Below are 15502 nucleotides of genomic sequence, written 5' to 3'. Positions count from 1 at the left end.
ATGCGTATTCTTGCTTTTGCCCTCGCTTTGACGCTGCCCTGCTCTGCGATGGCGCAGGATCGCGGCCCGATCCTGACCGCAACCGTCGAGGAACACATCTTGCCGGGTTTTGCTGCGCTTTCCGACGCAACCGGAGCATTGGCGCAGGCGGCACAAACCGATTGCACTGCTGCCTCGCCCGAATTGCGCGCGGCTTACCACTCGGCCTTTGACGGCTGGATTTCGATTAGCCATCTGCGGTTTGGTCCCTCAGAAACTGGCGACCGGGCCTTTGCGCTGGCCTTCTGGCCGGATACCAAGGGCTTCACACCCAAGGCCCTGTCCGGTCTGATTGCGTCCGAAGATAACGCCATCGAAACCCCTCAGGCCTTTGCCGAGACCTCAATCGCAGGGCGTGGGTTCTTTGCGCTGGAACAGATGCTTTATGACCCGCGTTTTGCGGATCAGGGCAGCAAAGCCTATCGCTGCGGGCTGATACAAGCCATCGCCACCGATATCGATCAAAACGCCCAGGCGATGGACGAGGATTGGGGCGGCTACGCATTGGCCTTGACGCAACCGGGCCATAGCAGCCCCTATCGGTCTGGCGATGAAGCGATGCAAGAACTGTACAAGGCGCTGGTCACCGGTCTGGAATTCACTGGCGATACCCGTCTTGGCCGCCCGATGGGTACCTACGACCGTCCGCGCCCCAACCGCGCCGAAGCACGCCGCTCGGAACGATCCCTGCGCCATGTTGAGCTGTCCCTGATTGCACTGCGCGACCTGGCGGTGCACCTGTCGGAAGATCACCCCGAGATCGCGGCAGACCTAGATAGCGGCTTCGACAAGGCTATCACCCGCGCGCAGGCATTGGATGATCCGGCTTTCGCAGGCGTGGCCGATCCGCAAGGTCGGTTCCGGGTCGAGGCGTTGCAGCAGTCGATCAACGATATCCGCCAGATCGCATCGACCGAGCTTGGCCCGACACTGGGCATCAGTGCCGGGTTCAACTCATTGGACGGGGACTGATCCATGCCAAGCCGCCGACATTTTCTGGCCGGACTTGCCGCCAGTAGCCTAGCGCCGCTACGCGGTTGGGCCTCGGTCGGCGCACCGGATTATCTTGCAGCGGCGTTGTTCCCGGATGGCAGCTATCGTCTGGCCGGGTTGGATGCGGCTGGCGACATCCTGTTTTCTCTGCCCCTGCCCGCGCGGGGCCATGCGGCGGCGGCCCACCCCTTTCGCGCACAGGCGGTGGCCTTCGCCCGCCGACCGGGTACCTTCGCGCTGGTCATTGATTGCGCCACAGGCACCGAGCTCACCCGACTGACCGCCCCCGAAGGTCGCCATTTCTTTGGCCACGGCGTATTTTCACCCGATGGCACCCGGCTTTTCACTACCGAGAACGACTATGAAGCCGGAGAGGGCGTGATCGGCATTTGGGACACTGCCGACTACAGACGTTTGGGCGAATTTCCATCAGGAGGCGTTGGCCCGCATGATATGCGGTTGATGCCCGACGGTCAGACGTTGGTCATCGCCAATGGCGGTATCGAAACCCACCCCGACATGGGCCGCACAAAACTGAACCTGCCGACCATGCAACCGCGCCTCTCTTATTTAGACCTGAACGGTACCGTTCTGGAGCAGGTGGAACTGCCGCAGGCCTTGCACAAGAATTCGATCCGTCATCTGGCCCTGCGCCGGGACGGGCTGGTGGCGTTTGCAATGCAATGGCAGGGGGACAAAACTCAGCATCCGCCGCTTTTGGGTTTGCACCGTCGCGGTGAATCTCCGCGCCTGCTGTCGGCGCCCGACACCGACCAAAGCGCTCTGCAAGGCTATGCCGGCAGCATCGCTTTTTCAGGCGACGGTGAAACCGTTGCGATCACATGCCCACGTGGCAACGCGCTGCACAGGTTCGACATAGAAAGCGGCCAGCTTGCCGGAGCATTTACGCTGGAAGACGTCTGCGGGCTGGGTCCCGGACCCACTGGTTTCGTCTTCACCACAGGCACTGGAATCGTCGGAGAACTGAACGCAAAGGTCGAGATTTCTGCCCGACCAAACTGCCAATGGGACAATCATCTGATCCCAATTCACCCGGCCGCATAAATTCGGCAAACCCCGTCACATAGATTACACTTGGACGAATCAAACTGCTGCCGTATTGGCGGGCGCTAAACTGGCACCCCTACGTTAAGGACCGACTTGATTGAAACAGACGCCCGACGCACCGCATTCTATTTACGGGGTTGAAAAATGGGGCAAAGGCCTCATCGAGGTGACGGAGGATGGCGAGATCGGTCTGCGCAATCCTTTGGCGCCCGAAGCCGATGCGATCAGCCTGCCCGGCATTCTGCACGATTTGGACGACCGGGGCATCAAGGCTCCGATGCTGCTGCGCGTAAGCTCTTATCTGGAGCATGAGATCGCGCATCTGAACCAGAGTTTTCACGATGCCATAGCCCGAGTCGGCTATAAGGGCCAGTATCGTGGTGTGTTCCCGATCAAGGTGAACCAGCAGGCGCAAGTCGTCGACCGGATCGTCGAGTTTGGTAAAAAATACGAATACGGGCTCGAGGCGGGTTCCAAGCCTGAACTGGTCATCGCCCTCGCCCACCGTCTGTCACGCGAGGCGCTGATCGTCTGCAACGGCGTGAAGGATGCCGAGTTCATCCAACTGGCGATCCTCAGCCGCAAGATTGGCTTCAACACGGTCATCGTGCTGGAAAGTCCGAAAGAGACTGACACGGTGATCGAAGTTTATAACGAACTGGGCATTGAACCCCTGATCGGCGTACGGGTTAAACTGACCAACCAGATCAGCGGCAAGTGGGAAGAAAGCTCAGGCGACCGTTCGGCTTTCGGTATGAACACTGACCAGTTGGTCACCACGATCGACAAACTGAAGAACGCGGGCTTGTTGCATTGCCTAAAGCTGCAGCACTCGCACCTTGGCTCGCAGGTACAGGACGTGAACGACGTCCGCCGCGCCGTGGGTGAGGCCTGCCGTTACTACACCGAACTGACACGCGAGGGCGTAGCCCTGACCCATCTGGACCTCGGTGGCGGCATGGGCGTGGACTATACCGGTGAGAAAAAGGCAGCAGAAAACTCGATCAACTACACGGTCGAGGAATATTGCGCCAACGTGGTCGAAACCGTGGCCTATGCCATGGATGAGGCCGAAGTCGCGCACCCAACGTTGGTTACCGAAAGCGGCCGCGCGGTCGTTGCGACTTCCTCGATGTTGGTGTTCAACGTGCTGGAAAGCACACTGTATGACGCGGCAACGGCTCCGGCGGTTGAGGCAGACGATCACCATATCCTGTCGGATTTGGCAGCGGTTCAAGGATACCTGTCCTGCGACCGTCTGCAGGAATGCTGGAACGACGCCAATTTCTATCGCAATGAGCTGCGCGCCCTGTTCCGCCGCGGTTATGTCGATCTGCGCCAGATGGCCCGGGGCGAGCGCATCTACCTGTCGCTGATGGCCCGGATCAAGGCGCTGGCGGCCAGCGATGAACTGGAAACCGATGTCGACGACCAGCTTGAGAAAGTGGCTGACATCTACCACTGCAACTTCTCGCTGTTCCAATCCCTTCCCGATGTCTGGGCCATTGACCAGCTGCACCCGATAGTGCCGCTGCAAAACCTGAACCAGACACCGGACCGCCGCGCAGTTCTGTCCGACATTACCTGTGACAGCGATGGCAAGATCGACCGTTTCATTCTGGCCGACGGTGTCTCGCCCAGTTTACCGGTGCACTCCTTGCCTGAGGATGAAGAATACTACATGGGCGTCTTCTTTGTCGGCGCCTATCAGGAAACACTCGGCGATCTGCACAACCTGTTCGGCGACACGAACGTGGTCACTATCGATCTGCGCGCCGATGGCGGGTTCGACCTGCTGCACGAACAAGAGGGCGATACGATTAGCCAGGTCCTGTCCTATGTCGAGTTCGACCCGCAGGACTGCGTCGCTGCCTTCCGCAAGATGGTGGACGAGGCGATCTCGACCGGTACTCTGAAAGCCAAAGACCGCAAAACCCTGATGAGCGCCTATCGCGACTCGATCAACGGCTACACCTATTACGAATAACCCCCTGTGAGAGGAGATTACCCCATGGGCAAAACACTGGTTGTCGGCGCAGGCGGCGTATCCCACGCCGCGGTGCACAAGATGGCGATGAATTCGGACATCTTTACCGAGATCACTCTGGCCAGCCGCACGAAGGCAAAATGCGACGCCATAGCCAAAGCGGTGAAAGAGCGTGTGGGCGTTGATATCGCAACCGCCGAACTGGACGCCTACAAGGTCGAAGACACGGTTAAGCTGATCAAGGAAACCGGCGCCGAAATCCTCGTGAACCTCGCCCTCCCCTATCAGGATCTGGTGCTGATGGATGCGTGCCTTGAGGCCGGTATCAACTATCTCGACACCGCGAACTACGAGCCCGAGGACGAGGCCAAGTTCGAATACCACTGGCAGTGGGCCTATCAAGAGCGGTTCAAAGAGGCCGGCCTGACCGCTATCCTTGGCTCCGGCTTCGATCCGGGCGTGACCAGCGTGTTTGCTAAATGGCTGAAGAAACACAAGCTCGACACGATCCGCCAGATCGACGTGCTGGATGCCAATGGCGGCTCGAACGATCAGGAGTTTGCCACCAACTTCAACCCGGAAATCAACCTGCGCGAAGTACTGGCCGAAGTGCGTCACTGGGAGGGTGGCGAGTGGAAACACTCTCCTGCGATGACCCATAAGGTCGAATTCGACTTTCCCGCCATCGGCCCCAAGAACATGTACCTGATGTATCACGAGGAACTGGAGTCGCTCTCGACCCACTTCCCCGAAATCGAACGCGCGCGTTTCTGGATGACCTTCGGCGATGCCTACATCACACACGCCAAGGTGCTGGAAAATGTCGGCATGACCCGCATCGATCCGGTGATGCATGACGGCAAGGAAATCATCCCGATCCAATTCCTGAAAACCCTGTTACCCGATCCCGGCGATCTTGGCGCGGAAACCAAGGGCAAAGCCTGCATCGGCGACATCGCCACAGGTCAGGCCAAGGACGGTTCGGGCGAGAAGACCTATTACATCTACAATATCTGCGACCACGAAGAGTGCTACGCCGAGGTCGGCTCACAAGCAGTCAGCTATACCACTGGCGTCCCCGCGATGATCGGTGCAGCGCAGGTGCTGAAGGGCAATTGGACCAAGCCGGGCGTGTGGAACATGGAACAGCTCGACCCTGATGATTTCATGGACATGCTGAATGAACACGGCCTGCCCTGGCAGGTCCACGAACTCAACGGCCCGGTCGAATTCTGATCCTTCGGGCGGTCAGCGCGACCGCCCTGCTTCATCTGGCCAAAAATATCCCGGGGGGCCGGTGGGCAATGCTCCCCGGCCTTCCCACAAACGGAGACGCCGGACATGTCCGATATGATGACCACGCAGGCCGGCGACGCCGGTGCCTTCCGCAATTTCGACCTTTGCCGTGTGCCCACTCCTTGTTTTGTGGTCGATGAAAAGGCTGTAGAACGGAACCTGATGATCCTTGCCGATATCGGTACCCGGTCCGGCGCTCATGTGTTGAGCGCCCTCAAGGCTTTTTCCATGTTCTCACTGGCCTCACTGGTGCGCCAACATCTCGGTGGCACCTGCGCCAGCGGCATCTACGAGGCGCGTCTGGGCCGCGAAGAATACGGCGGCGAAGTAGCCACCTTCTGCGCAGGCTACAAAGATGCTGACATGGACGAAATCCTATCGCTGTCCGACCACATCATCTTCAACTCTCCAGCGCAAAAGGATCGATTTCTAACAAAAGCCCAATCCGCCAGTGTTCAGATCGGCCTGCGCATTAACCCGGAACACTCCGAAGGTGAGATACCAAAATACGATCCCTGTGCCCCCTGCTCGCGCCTTGGCACGCCGGTCAGCCAACTGACCACCGCGACTATGACCGGCGTGGACGGCTTGCACATGCACACACTTTGTGAACAGGGGTTCGAGCCGCTGCAACGTACGTGGGAAGCCGTCGAACCGAAACTCAAACCCTTCCTAGGCCAGCTCAAATGGTTGAACTTCGGTGGCGGTCACCACATTACGCGCAACGACTACGATCGCGACGGGCTGGTGGCTTTCATCAAGTCCATCCGCGAAACATACAACGTCGACGTGTATCTCGAACCCGGCGAGGCCATCGCCTTGGACGCAGGCATTCTGGTCGGCGAAATCCTCGACCTGCCGACCAATGGCATGAACCTCGCGATCACCGATATCTCGGCCACATGCCACATGCCCGACGTGATTGAGGCCCCTTATCGCCCAGCCCTGATGGACGAGGCCGAGGTGGGCCATACCTATCGGCTGGGCGGTCCCTCGTGCCTCGCCGGCGACGTAATAGGCGACTACACGTGGGGCAAACCACTGGAAATCGGTCGGCGCTTTGCCTTCCTCGATCAAGCGCATTACTCGATGGTCAAGACCAACACGTTCAACGGTGTTCCCCTGCCGACCATCGCCTTGTGGAACAGCAAAACGGACGAGCTGAAAATCATCAAACAGTTCGGCTATGACGACTTTAAGGACCGACTCTCATGAGCATTTTCCTCGACAGTGAACTGACCGCATCCGAGCGCTCTGAAGATGCGCGCTTTCGTGTGATCCCAGTCCCGCTGGAACGCACGGTTTCTTATGGCTCGGGCACCGCCAAAGGCCCCGAAGCCATCATCGAGGCCAGCAATGAGCTGGAACGCATCACTGGCCACGCTGAGCCTTGTGTCGAAGGCATCTTCACTGAAGAGCCTGTGGACTGTGACGCGTCACTGTCCGAGATTATGGAACGTCTTGCCCAGCGCACCGAAGCCGCCGTACGTGCGGGTAAAGTGCCGGTCACTTTGGGCGGGGAACATTCGCTCAGCTACGGTGCAGTCATGGGTGTGTCGCGGGCGCTTAACCAACCGATTGGTATCGTTCAAATCGACGCACACGCCGACCTGCGCAACGCTTATCAAGGCGAGAAACACTCCCACGCTTCGGTCATGCATCTGCTGGCCGAGGAAGGTGTCCGTCTTGCTCAGTTCGGCGTCCGCGCGTTCTCGACCGAAGAAGCCAAAAGCCGCCTGAAGAACCACGTCTTCCACGTGGATGCCGAGGAACTGGTCACCGGCAACATCCACGCTGTCGACCTGCCCGAGGACTTCCCCGAGCTGGTCTATGTCAGCTTTGATGTTGATGGTCTGGACCCATCCCAAATGCCCGCCACAGGAACACCCGTGCCGGGCGGTTTGGGCTATTATCAGGCGCTGCGGTTAGTCGAGCACGCCCTAAAGGGCCGCAAATGTGTGGGCTTCGACGTGGTGGAGCTAGCCCCGGACGGCAACGCCGCCTGGGACTTCACTGCAGCACAGATCGTCTATCGCCTGATGGCGGCCTGTTAACCCTCAGCCGTTTCGTTCAACTCCATATGGCCCTCGCCCTTGTTCAGGACGCGGCGCAGCATGGGCTCGAAGAACTCCAGAGGTTTGGTCGGGTAACTCGGGTCGAACGCTTTCTGATCATATTCGTGGCAGAAATAGCGGCAGTCCTCCCAATAGGGGCTGTCGCGATACTTGTCTCGTGCGTTGCGATCTCCACCAAGGAAGTGATTGTAGTAGTAGCCCTGAAACACACAGTGGTGCTTTAGGATCCAGTGGGTTTTCTCACTTACGTAAGGCTTCATCATCGCCGCGGACAACTCACCATGATTGTAGGGCGACAGGATATCTCCGGTGTCATGGATCAGAGCCGCAACGACAAGCTCTTCTTCCGCGCCGTCTTCATAAGCACGCGTCGCGGCCTGCAACGAGTGCTGATAGCGATTCACTGGATAAGGCGTCCATTCCTCATCCAAAGAACGGATCGCATCGAGGATCCGATCAGGCAGAGCGGCATTGAACTCCTCCTCATAGTCCATGACGGCGTCCCAGTCGGCCTGCGTGGCCTCTTCAAAACTGGTCCAAGTGGGTTTGTGGCTTTTGTCCAGCATCGCGCGTTCCTTTGGCTCATGTGTTGGGGGCAGGCTACCGCAAACAGGGAGCGCAAAAAAATGAATTGATTTTATCACCTCGATGAAAAAATACTTTCGATATGCAACTCAAGGCAATCGAGACATTTCTGTGTGTGGCCGAGACCGGCGGCTTTCACGCCGCCGCCCGCAAGCTGAATGTGACCCAGACGGCTGTCAGCGCGCGTATCCGTCTGATCGAAGAGGAAACTGGCAAGCCACTATTTACACGTGGCGCCGGGGGCACCAGCCTAACCGATTTCGGACGTCAGTTTCGGCCCTATGCCGAACAGATGCTGTCACTGTGGTCCTTCGCCTCGCACGACCTGCCCGCGCAAACGCAGAACCGGGTTGCCCTGCGCCTTGGTGCACAGCTGAGCATCTGGGACCCTTTGCTGGTTGATCTGGCCGTCCGGTTCGAAAAGCGTCTTGGGCATTTGCTGCTTACGCTGAACTATGACCACGATCTGAATATGGTTGACGCGGTCGCCACTCATGTTCTGGACGCGGCACTGACCCATGAACAACCTTCTGACCCGCGCGTACAGGTTCACGAGCTGAACCCCGAACGCCTGTTGTTAGTCGAAACCCCTGCCACGGATGCCCCAGTTTTCATCAACCTCGAACTAGGTGAGGTGTATCAGGATCACGTGCGCTCAGCAGCGCGAAAAGCGGCAGGACAGACCGTGTTTCTGGGCAATTGCCTAATGGCGCTGCGCTATGTTCTGCGACGGGGCGGAACCGGGTACTTTCCCGAATATGTCATACGGGATCACCTGTCAGCGCGAGATTTAATCCCGGTGGCCGGAGCCATTGACCTGATGCTGCCCCTGTTTCTGGTGACCCGCCGCAGCAGCGCCACCACCGAAGACATCCTGACTTGCCTGACCGACCTGCGCGCGGCGGATCAGGCCTGAGACAGCGCCCGCGGTGCATCCCTGTGCCGTCTACGTATCAGAGGCCGTCCTGCGATCAGCAGGAACAGACACGAGATGGCAATGCCGATAACCGCCGGTAGGTACAGCAAACCCCACAGTTTCGGATCATCAATCACAACGGGTGATACAAAGCCACGCACGCCCTCGAGCAAGACCAGAATGGTAAAGGCGCCCAGAATCTGTGGCCATAGCCCAAATCGTGAGAAACTGCCCAGCATCAAGGTTGCATACCCGGCCAGAGCGACCGCAACGCAGATGGCAATCCAGGAAAACCGTTGATGCAACTCATCGATCAATTCGCCTTCGGTGAACGCTTCGGCGGCGGTGATGGCCTCGCGGTTCTGCAAAAGCTCGATCGTTGGAATGGCCTCAAGGCTGCGCTTGGCCATGTCGTTGGAATTGGTTAACTCGGAAATGTCGTACGAGGCATCTTCGAACAGGGTCGAGGACAAGGTCAAACCCAGTTGATCCAGACGCAGCGCAATCCCGTCCAGCATCACAAGATGGATGCCGGTACCGTTGTTGACCAGATAAGCGGTCTTTGATGAATAGCTGACCGGGTTCAATGGATCACGTCGATCCGAGACGAAAACTTCAGACAACGTGCCGTCCAGATCGATCTCGCCGATATAGACCGTGACACCGTAGGCGGGATGCAAAAACTCGCCCTCATTCAGCAGTTGCGCCGTGACGTCACCGGCAACTTCGGCCTGACGCTGTTCAAGCTGCTCGACCGAGGCCGGGCGTAGAAAAACGCTGATGACGGCCATCATCAAACCGGCAACGAGGCCAAACAGAACAACTGCCCGCGCCAGACGCCATGGGCTTGAGCCGGTGGCCAACATCACCGTCATCTCGCTTTCCCGGCTAAGGCGGTTGGTGGCATAGACGGCGGCCGCAAACACCGCCATCGGCATCACCGTGCGGATCAGCGTCGGCAAGGTCAGAGCGGTGAATTCCAGAAACACCATGGCCGATTGCCCGCCGCTGATCACGCGATCAAACAAGCTGACGGAACGGGTGATCCAGAACACCCCCACCAGAACCAAGGTGAAAAAGCCGAACAGAATCAGCAGTTGCCGCAGGAAATAACCATCAAAGCGCGACATGAACCCTCTTCCGCCTGTCTGTTGTGGGCAGGACCATATGCCATTCTACTAGCGTAGGAAACCGGGATTGACCCCTTGACAGCAGGGCGCGGGAAGAACGTTGTCAGGACAAAGTGAGATTGCGAACTTCACCCCACAAAAACAATGTGGGTAGAAATCAAAATTCTTTATTTCTGAATTACTTAGAAGATCACGTAGTGATGGACACCGGTCACGACAACGACAGACGCAGCAATGACCACGACAGACGCATAGTCGGTTAGTTTGAGCTTACGCTTCTTAGGATGCATCGTCCATTCGGCCCACTTCTTTTGGTCTTCCGTCAGTTCTGAACCTTCACCATACGCCATCACTACCACCTCACACTTGATATCGCTAAGTCGACAAACTTTCGCCAGTATTTTGACACAAACCGAATAAATCAAGTAAAACAGTGTGTTCTTACCGGGTTAACCTTACGGCAGGCTCGGCGCATGGGCTCTGAAAAGCTTTCACAGACATCCAAACTCTCGAAAATCCTCGCTCGTCTGACCACAGCGATCCGATATTTGCTATTAAGCAGCCTGCAGTCGTGCACCCAACGAACGAGCGCAATTCACAAGGTTTCCGCCGATTCTAGGTTTTCATTGTAGGAATGGCAGGGGCAGCAGGGTTCGAACCCGCGACCTACGGTTTTGGAGACCGTCGCTCTACCAACTGAGCTATACCCCTAAGGTGCGCCTCAGATATGCCAGCCGCGCGACGGACTCAAGAGGCTTTTTCAGATTCCGTGCGACTTATCCGCATGACAAACAAGTTGCGTGCAGCGTTGAGTTCTATAAGACACGGTTTGGTCAGAACAAAGGACCCCAACCGTGAGCATTCGCAAAAGAATCGCCGACAGCGAAGCTGTTCTGAATTGGGCTGCTCGACGGATTGCGAGCTATATCCGGATGGTCAACCGCAACACAAAATGGCAGCGCATCGGGTATGAGGAACTGGACCAGCTGGCTGAACAGGGTGAACCGGTCATCGTTGTGCTGTGGCATCAACGATTGGCGCAGTCACCGTATTTCTTCCCGTTGGACAAGGGACGCATCTGCTCAATCACCTCCTCTGCACGGGCAGGCAGCATGGTGGGCCGGGTTCAGAAACTGTTTGGCATGGACACGATTGCCATGGCCAGCAAACACAAGAGCAACGTTGCCGTTTCGCGCGAAGTACTGGGCAAAATGAAGCAGGGGATTTCCATCGGCATCGCCGCCGATGGCCCGCGCGGGCCCGAACGAGTGCTGTCGACAGTGCCTCTGGTCTGGGCCCGCACGTCAGGCAAACGGGTGTTCGGAATAACCTTTTCTGCGCAGTATGGCAGCGAAGCGGGCACATGGGACCGCCTGTTGATGCCCCGCCCCTGGCGCAACAAGGGTGTGTTTCTTTGCCGCGAGTGGACGGAAACTGTACCGCGCAAGGCCTCGGAAGAACAGATCGAAGAGCTGCGCCAAAACCTTGAGCAGCACATGAACGATATCACCGCCGAAGCCGACCAGATGGTCGGCCGCAAACCTTGGTCGCCCAGGGCCTAACCGCCCCTCAGGCGTTGCATCAGGTAGATCTCGCTGCCTTCGGGGATTGGTTCGGTCAACCTGCTGGCGATGACCCGTCCGTCTATAGCGATAGAAACACCTGCATCAATCGGGCCTTGCAGTTGCGGATGAACCCGCACCAGCTCCCGCAACAGCTCGCCGGTGGTTTTGGCTTCAACCTCGACCACCTGCTGACCCCCGGTCAGAGACCGGAGGCCGGACCAGAGGTGGACCTCAACCATTGTCCTTGAGCGCCGCAAGGATGCGCGGCGGGGACATCGGCAGTTGCTTCATCCGCACACCCGCAGCGTGCGACACCGCGTTTGCGATGGCGGCCAGAGGCGGTACAATGCCGGTTTCCCCCACGCCCCGTACACCGAATGGGTGGCCGGGGTTGGGCACCTCGACAATCACCGTGTCGATCATCGGCAAATCACTGGCGACCGGGATGCGGTAGTCGAGGAAGATCGAGTTCTGCAGGCGGCCGTCCTCACCATAGATATATTCCTCGTTCAGCGCCCAGCCGATGCCCTGCGCCGCGCCGCCCTGATACTGGCCCTCCACGTAGGTCGGGTGGATCGCCTTACCGGCATCCTGAATGACCGTGTAGCGGGTGACGCTGGTTTTGCCGGTTTCCGGGTCAACCTCGGCATCGACGATATGGGTGCCAAAGGACACGCCAGCCCCTTCGGGGGTCGCTTCGAAATGGCCCGAGATCGGACCACCGGTCGAACCCATATGAGCGGTAATGTCCGCCAGCGGGCGCGGGTCGAAATCACCAGCATTTGGGCCCGAAGGCACAGCACAGCCGTTTTCCCATTTGACCGCATCTGTCGGGATGCCCCAAGCAGCTGCTGCGCGTTCGCACAATTTCTCGACCGCGTGTTTTGCCGCCTTGATCGTGGCAAGACCCGACGCGTAGGTCACGCGCGAGCCGTGGCTGACGTCGTTGTAGCCCAGCGTTGCGGTGTCGGCGATGGTGACGCGGATGTTCTCGTAGGGAATACCCAGAACTTCGGCCGCCATCAGCGCCATCGATGCGCGCGAACCTCCAATGTCAGGCGTGCCGACCATCAGCTGCGCCGAGCCATCCTCGGACAGGGCCAGCGATACCGAGGTCTCGCCACCATGGTTGAACCAGAACCCGCAGGAAATCCCGCGCCCTTGCCCCGGTTTCAGCGGGGCAGAGTAGTGTGGATGAGCCTTAGCGGCCTCAAGCGTTTCGACCAGACCGATGCGTTCGTAGCGCGGGCCATAGCTGGCCTTGGTGCCTTCGTGAGCGGCGTTTTTCAGGCGCACATCCAAGGGGTCGAGGCCCAGCTTCTTGCACAGCTCGTCAATCACCGACTCAACCGCGAAGGCCCCCATTGGAGCGCCAGGCGCGCGATAGGCCGCTTGCTTTGGGCGGTTCGACATTACGTCATAACCGACCTGTTTGACGTTGGTTAGGTTGTAAGGCGCAAAGGCGCACATCGCGGTGAAGTCACCCGGCGCCCCCGGGAAGGCCCCACCCTGCAGGCGGAACACGCCCTGCGCGGCCGAAATCGTGCCGTCCTTCTTCATCCCGATCTTGATGTCCATCGAGGCCGAGGCTGTCGGACCGGTGGCCCGGAACACCTCGGACCGGGTCATGACCAGTTTCACCGGGCGGTTCGCCTTACGGCTCAGCGCCAAAGCTACGGGTTCGATGAACACAGTCGTCTTGCCGCCAAAGCCACCGCCGATTTCCGATGCGGTCACGCGCAGCTGCGAGGTTTCGATCCCCAGCAGCGCCGCACAGGTTTTCTGCGCGATCCAGTGGCCCTGGGTGGTGCACCAAAGCTCGCCCTTGCCGTCATTGCCAAGCATACCCAGACAGGCGTGGGGTTCGATATAGCCCTGATGAGTCGCCTCGGTCGTGAAACTGTCTTCGATGACCAGATCAGCCTCGGCAAACCCGGCTTCGACATCCCCATGACCGCTTTCGTGGTACCGTACGACGTTCGGGTGCATCCCCTTGGGCACGGAATAATCCGCAGCGCTCTCACGGATCACGGGCGCGTCCGGGGCCATTGCCTTGTCCACGTCGGTGACGTGGGGCAGCACCTCGTATTCAATCTCGATCAGTTTCAGAGCGTCGCGCGCCGCCAAGGCTGAGGTGGCTGCGACAGCCGCGACTGCATGACCGTCATACAGAGCCTTTTCACCGGCCATGACGTTTTCCAGCACGTTCCAAAACTCACCTTCCAGACCGGGCTTGAACGGCACTTCGGCAAAATCCGCGCGGGTGACGACGGCTTTGACATCCTTCAAGGCCTCGGCCTTGGAGGTGTCGATCTTAACGATCCGCGCATGGGCGTGTGGCGAGCGCAGGATCGCCCCGTGCAGCATCCCGGGGGCAGACATGTCCGCGCCGAATTTTGCCCGGCCTGTAACCTTGTCCAACCCATCCGGGCGGTTCGGGCGGGTGCCGACGAATGTGAATTCCGATTTGCGATCGTCGAGTGCCATTACGAAGCCTCCCGCAGCTCTTCCGCCGTTTCCATCACGGCGCGAATGATCTTGTCATAACCTGTGCAGCGGCAGAGGTTGCCTGCCAGCCAGTACCGGGTTTCCTCTTCAGTCGGGTTGGGGTTTTTCTCCAACAACGACTTGGCAGCGACCAGAATGCCCGGTGTGCAGATACCGCACTGTAAGGCGGCGTGTTCGATGAACTTCTGCTGCAGCGGATGCAAAACGTCACCATCGGCGATGCCTTCGACGGTTTCGATGGTCTTACCGTCCGCCTCGACACCCAGCATCAGGCAGGAACAGACCAAACGGCCGTCAACAGTGACCGAGCACGCGCCACAGTCGCCGGTGCCGCAGCCTTCCTTCGCGCCGGTCAGGCTCAGCTTGTCGCGCAGACAGTCCAGCAGGGTTTCGCGCGGGTCGCACAGGTATTCAACCGCGTCCCCGTTCACGGTGGTGGATACGTGGAACTTGCTCATACGTCTTCTCCCTTGGCACGGGCATAGGCGATTTTCGCGGCGCGCTTGGCCAGAACGCCGGCGACCTCGGTGCGGAACGCAATGGTACCGCGTTTGTCATCAATCGGGTTGCAGGCAGCGGATGCCGCAGCGGCCAGCGCCTCCAGCGCGGCGTCATCAAGCGCGCTGCCGATGATGGCCTTGGCGCAGTCTTCGACCAGCAGAACGGTCGGGGCAACAGCGCCCAGAGAAACGCGCGCCTCGGTGATGGTGTCGCCGTCCAGACGCAGGTTCACGCCAACGCCGACCACAGCGATGTCCATTTCCGTGCGCGGGATAAAGCGCAGATAGGCGTCACCGCCATTCTCGCCCCTCGCGGGGATGTTGACGGCTGAAACCACTTCACCCTTCGCCAGCGACGTCTTACCGGGGCCGGTGGGGATGTCTTCAACCTTAACCGCACGGTCTCCATCCGGGCCGGTCACGATGACCGTCACACCCGCCGCAACCATCGCAGGCACCGAATCCGCCGCCGGAGAGCCGTTGCACAAGTTACCTGTAAGCGTCGCGCGGCCTTGTACTTGGGTCGAACCGATCAGATCCATCGCTTCAACCACGCCGGGCCAGTCGCCGCCAAGCTCGGGATGCTCGCTCATTTCGGCACCAGTGGCAGCAACGCCCAGCGTCCAGCTGCCATCGGCGTTGCGGGTGATGTCGCGCACGCCATTGATTTTCTTGATGTCGATCAACGTATCGGGCGTCACCAGTTCCGAACGCAGCTGTACCAGCACATCCGTGCCGCCTGCCAGAAATCGTGTGGTGCCCGTCGCGTTTGCGGCCAGTGCCGACGCCTCGGCAAAGCTGGCGGGGCTGTGATAATCCATGAAATACCTCGCACCTGTT

The 15502-nt window shown here is 59.0% G+C and carries 15 protein-coding genes and 1 tRNA gene; 8 read left to right on the top strand and 8 right to left on the bottom strand.

The features are described from left to right. The 6 genes from ACXAGD_RS02120 to speB all read left to right on the top strand — a co-directional run bounded on the left by ACXAGD_RS02120 (position 1) and on the right by speB (position 7437). Positions 1-1011, top strand: coding sequence for an imelysin family protein (locus ACXAGD_RS02120; protein ID WP_475208203.1), 1011 nt, complete (start codon positions 1-3; stop codon positions 1009-1011). Between the two features lie 3 nt (positions 1012-1014). Beyond that, entirely contained in the window at positions 1015-2097 is a 1083-nt protein-coding gene (locus tag ACXAGD_RS02115; protein ID WP_475208202.1) for a DUF1513 domain-containing protein, read from the top strand. A gap of 100 nt (positions 2098-2197) precedes the next feature. Next, positions 2198-4087 carry a biosynthetic arginine decarboxylase gene (gene speA, locus ACXAGD_RS02110; protein WP_475208201.1) on the top strand — a complete coding sequence of 630 codons (1890 nt, stop codon included), beginning with the start codon at positions 2198-2200 and terminating at the stop codon, positions 4085-4087. A gap of 24 nt (positions 4088-4111) precedes the next feature. Next, positions 4112-5323 (top strand): saccharopine dehydrogenase family protein, encoded by a 1212-nt coding sequence (locus tag ACXAGD_RS02105; protein ID WP_475208200.1) that lies wholly within the window; start codon positions 4112-4114, stop codon positions 5321-5323. A gap of 105 nt (positions 5324-5428) precedes the next feature. Then, a complete protein-coding gene (gene nspC / locus ACXAGD_RS02100) occupies positions 5429-6598 on the top strand; it encodes a carboxynorspermidine decarboxylase (protein WP_475208199.1) in 1170 nt (389 codons plus the stop codon). After that, a complete protein-coding gene (gene speB / locus ACXAGD_RS02095; protein ID WP_475208198.1) occupies positions 6595-7437 on the top strand; it encodes an agmatinase in 843 nt (280 codons plus the stop codon). Before nspC ends, speB begins: the two co-directional genes overlap by 4 nt. Here speB and ACXAGD_RS02090 read toward each other — a convergent pair. Then, positions 7434-8024: an HD domain-containing protein gene (locus tag ACXAGD_RS02090; protein WP_475208197.1), complete on the bottom strand. Its 591-nt coding sequence runs from the start codon at positions 8022-8024 to the stop codon at positions 7434-7436. The two genes, speB and ACXAGD_RS02090, sit on opposite strands and share 4 nt — an antisense overlap. Before the next feature lie 101 nt (positions 8025-8125). Here ACXAGD_RS02090 and ACXAGD_RS02085 point away from each other — a divergent pair, with 101 nt between their 5' ends. Further along, positions 8126-8959, top strand: a complete 834-nt coding sequence (locus ACXAGD_RS02085) for a LysR family transcriptional regulator (protein WP_475208195.1) — start codon at positions 8126-8128, stop codon at positions 8957-8959. Here ACXAGD_RS02085 and lptF read toward each other — a convergent pair. The 3 genes from lptF to ACXAGD_RS02070 form a co-directional block, all read right to left on the bottom strand. Then, positions 8950-10089, bottom strand: coding sequence for an LPS export ABC transporter permease LptF (gene lptF / locus ACXAGD_RS02080; protein WP_475208193.1), 1140 nt, complete (start codon positions 10087-10089; stop codon positions 8950-8952). The genes ACXAGD_RS02085 and lptF overlap by 10 nt on opposite strands. A gap of 182 nt (positions 10090-10271) precedes the next feature. Beyond that, positions 10272-10439, bottom strand: coding sequence for a hypothetical protein (locus ACXAGD_RS02075; protein WP_475208192.1), 168 nt, complete (start codon positions 10437-10439; stop codon positions 10272-10274). A gap of 285 nt (positions 10440-10724) precedes the next feature. Continuing rightward, positions 10725-10800 (bottom strand) — tRNA-Trp (locus ACXAGD_RS02070). 143 nt (positions 10801-10943) lie between these two features. Between ACXAGD_RS02070 and ACXAGD_RS02065 the strand changes: the two genes are divergently transcribed. Further along, positions 10944-11651, top strand: coding sequence for a lysophospholipid acyltransferase family protein (locus ACXAGD_RS02065; protein WP_475208191.1), 708 nt, complete (start codon positions 10944-10946; stop codon positions 11649-11651). Here ACXAGD_RS02065 and ACXAGD_RS02060 read toward each other — a convergent pair. Genes ACXAGD_RS02060 through ACXAGD_RS02045 form a run of 4 tightly spaced genes read right to left on the bottom strand, consistent with a single transcriptional unit; the run spans position 11648 to position 15483 of the window. Then, positions 11648-11893, bottom strand: coding sequence for a MoaD/ThiS family protein (locus ACXAGD_RS02060; protein ID WP_475208189.1), 246 nt, complete (start codon positions 11891-11893; stop codon positions 11648-11650). The two genes, ACXAGD_RS02065 and ACXAGD_RS02060, sit on opposite strands and share 4 nt — an antisense overlap. Then, positions 11886-14141 (bottom strand): xanthine dehydrogenase family protein molybdopterin-binding subunit, encoded by a 2256-nt coding sequence (locus ACXAGD_RS02055; RefSeq protein WP_475208188.1) that lies wholly within the window; start codon positions 14139-14141, stop codon positions 11886-11888. The genes ACXAGD_RS02060 and ACXAGD_RS02055 overlap by 8 nt, the downstream gene beginning before the upstream one ends. Beyond that, a complete protein-coding gene (locus ACXAGD_RS02050) occupies positions 14141-14620 on the bottom strand; it encodes a (2Fe-2S)-binding protein (protein ID WP_475208187.1) in 480 nt (159 codons plus the stop codon). The genes ACXAGD_RS02055 and ACXAGD_RS02050 overlap by 1 nt, the downstream gene beginning before the upstream one ends. Beyond that, positions 14617-15483, bottom strand: coding sequence for an FAD binding domain-containing protein (locus tag ACXAGD_RS02045; RefSeq protein ID WP_475208186.1), 867 nt, complete (start codon positions 15481-15483; stop codon positions 14617-14619). The genes ACXAGD_RS02050 and ACXAGD_RS02045 overlap by 4 nt, the downstream gene beginning before the upstream one ends. Positions 15484-15502 lie beyond the last annotated feature (19 nt).

The sequence above is a fragment of the Ruegeria sp. ABF4_144 genome, assembly GCF_056160045.1.
Note: the sequence above shows the minus strand (reverse complement) of the source record. Positions and strands in the feature narration are given on the sequence as shown.

What these genes read in the sequence shown, in the direction of transcription:
- ACXAGD_RS02115 (WP_475208202.1), top strand. Translation starts at nt 1,015, where the DNA reads ATGCCAAGCCGCCGACATTTTCTGGCCGGACTTGCCGCCAGTAGCCTA.
- speB (WP_475208198.1), top strand. Translation starts at nt 6,595, where the DNA reads ATGAGCATTTTCCTCGACAGTGAACTGACCGCATCCGAGCGCTCTGAA.
- ACXAGD_RS02050 (WP_475208187.1), bottom strand. Translation starts at nt 14,620, where the DNA reads ATGAGCAAGTTCCACGTATCCACCACCGTGAACGGGGACGCGGTTGAA.
- ACXAGD_RS02090 (WP_475208197.1), bottom strand. Translation starts at nt 8,024, where the DNA reads ATGCTGGACAAAAGCCACAAACCCACTTGGACCAGTTTTGAAGAGGCC.
- ACXAGD_RS02105 (WP_475208200.1), top strand. Translation starts at nt 4,112, where the DNA reads ATGGGCAAAACACTGGTTGTCGGCGCAGGCGGCGTATCCCACGCCGCG.
- nspC (WP_475208199.1), top strand. Translation starts at nt 5,429, where the DNA reads ATGTCCGATATGATGACCACGCAGGCCGGCGACGCCGGTGCCTTCCGC.
- ACXAGD_RS02120 (WP_475208203.1), top strand. Translation starts at nt 1, where the DNA reads ATGCGTATTCTTGCTTTTGCCCTCGCTTTGACGCTGCCCTGCTCTGCG.
- lptF (WP_475208193.1), bottom strand. Translation starts at nt 10,089, where the DNA reads ATGTCGCGCTTTGATGGTTATTTCCTGCGGCAACTGCTGATTCTGTTC.
- ACXAGD_RS02085 (WP_475208195.1), top strand. Translation starts at nt 8,126, where the DNA reads ATGCAACTCAAGGCAATCGAGACATTTCTGTGTGTGGCCGAGACCGGC.
- ACXAGD_RS02060 (WP_475208189.1), bottom strand. Translation starts at nt 11,893, where the DNA reads ATGGTTGAGGTCCACCTCTGGTCCGGCCTCCGGTCTCTGACCGGGGGT.
- ACXAGD_RS02075 (WP_475208192.1), bottom strand. Translation starts at nt 10,439, where the DNA reads ATGGCGTATGGTGAAGGTTCAGAACTGACGGAAGACCAAAAGAAGTGG.
- ACXAGD_RS02055 (WP_475208188.1), bottom strand. Translation starts at nt 14,141, where the DNA reads ATGGCACTCGACGATCGCAAATCGGAATTCACATTCGTCGGCACCCGC.
- ACXAGD_RS02045 (WP_475208186.1), bottom strand. Translation starts at nt 15,483, where the DNA reads ATGGATTATCACAGCCCCGCCAGCTTTGCCGAGGCGTCGGCACTGGCC.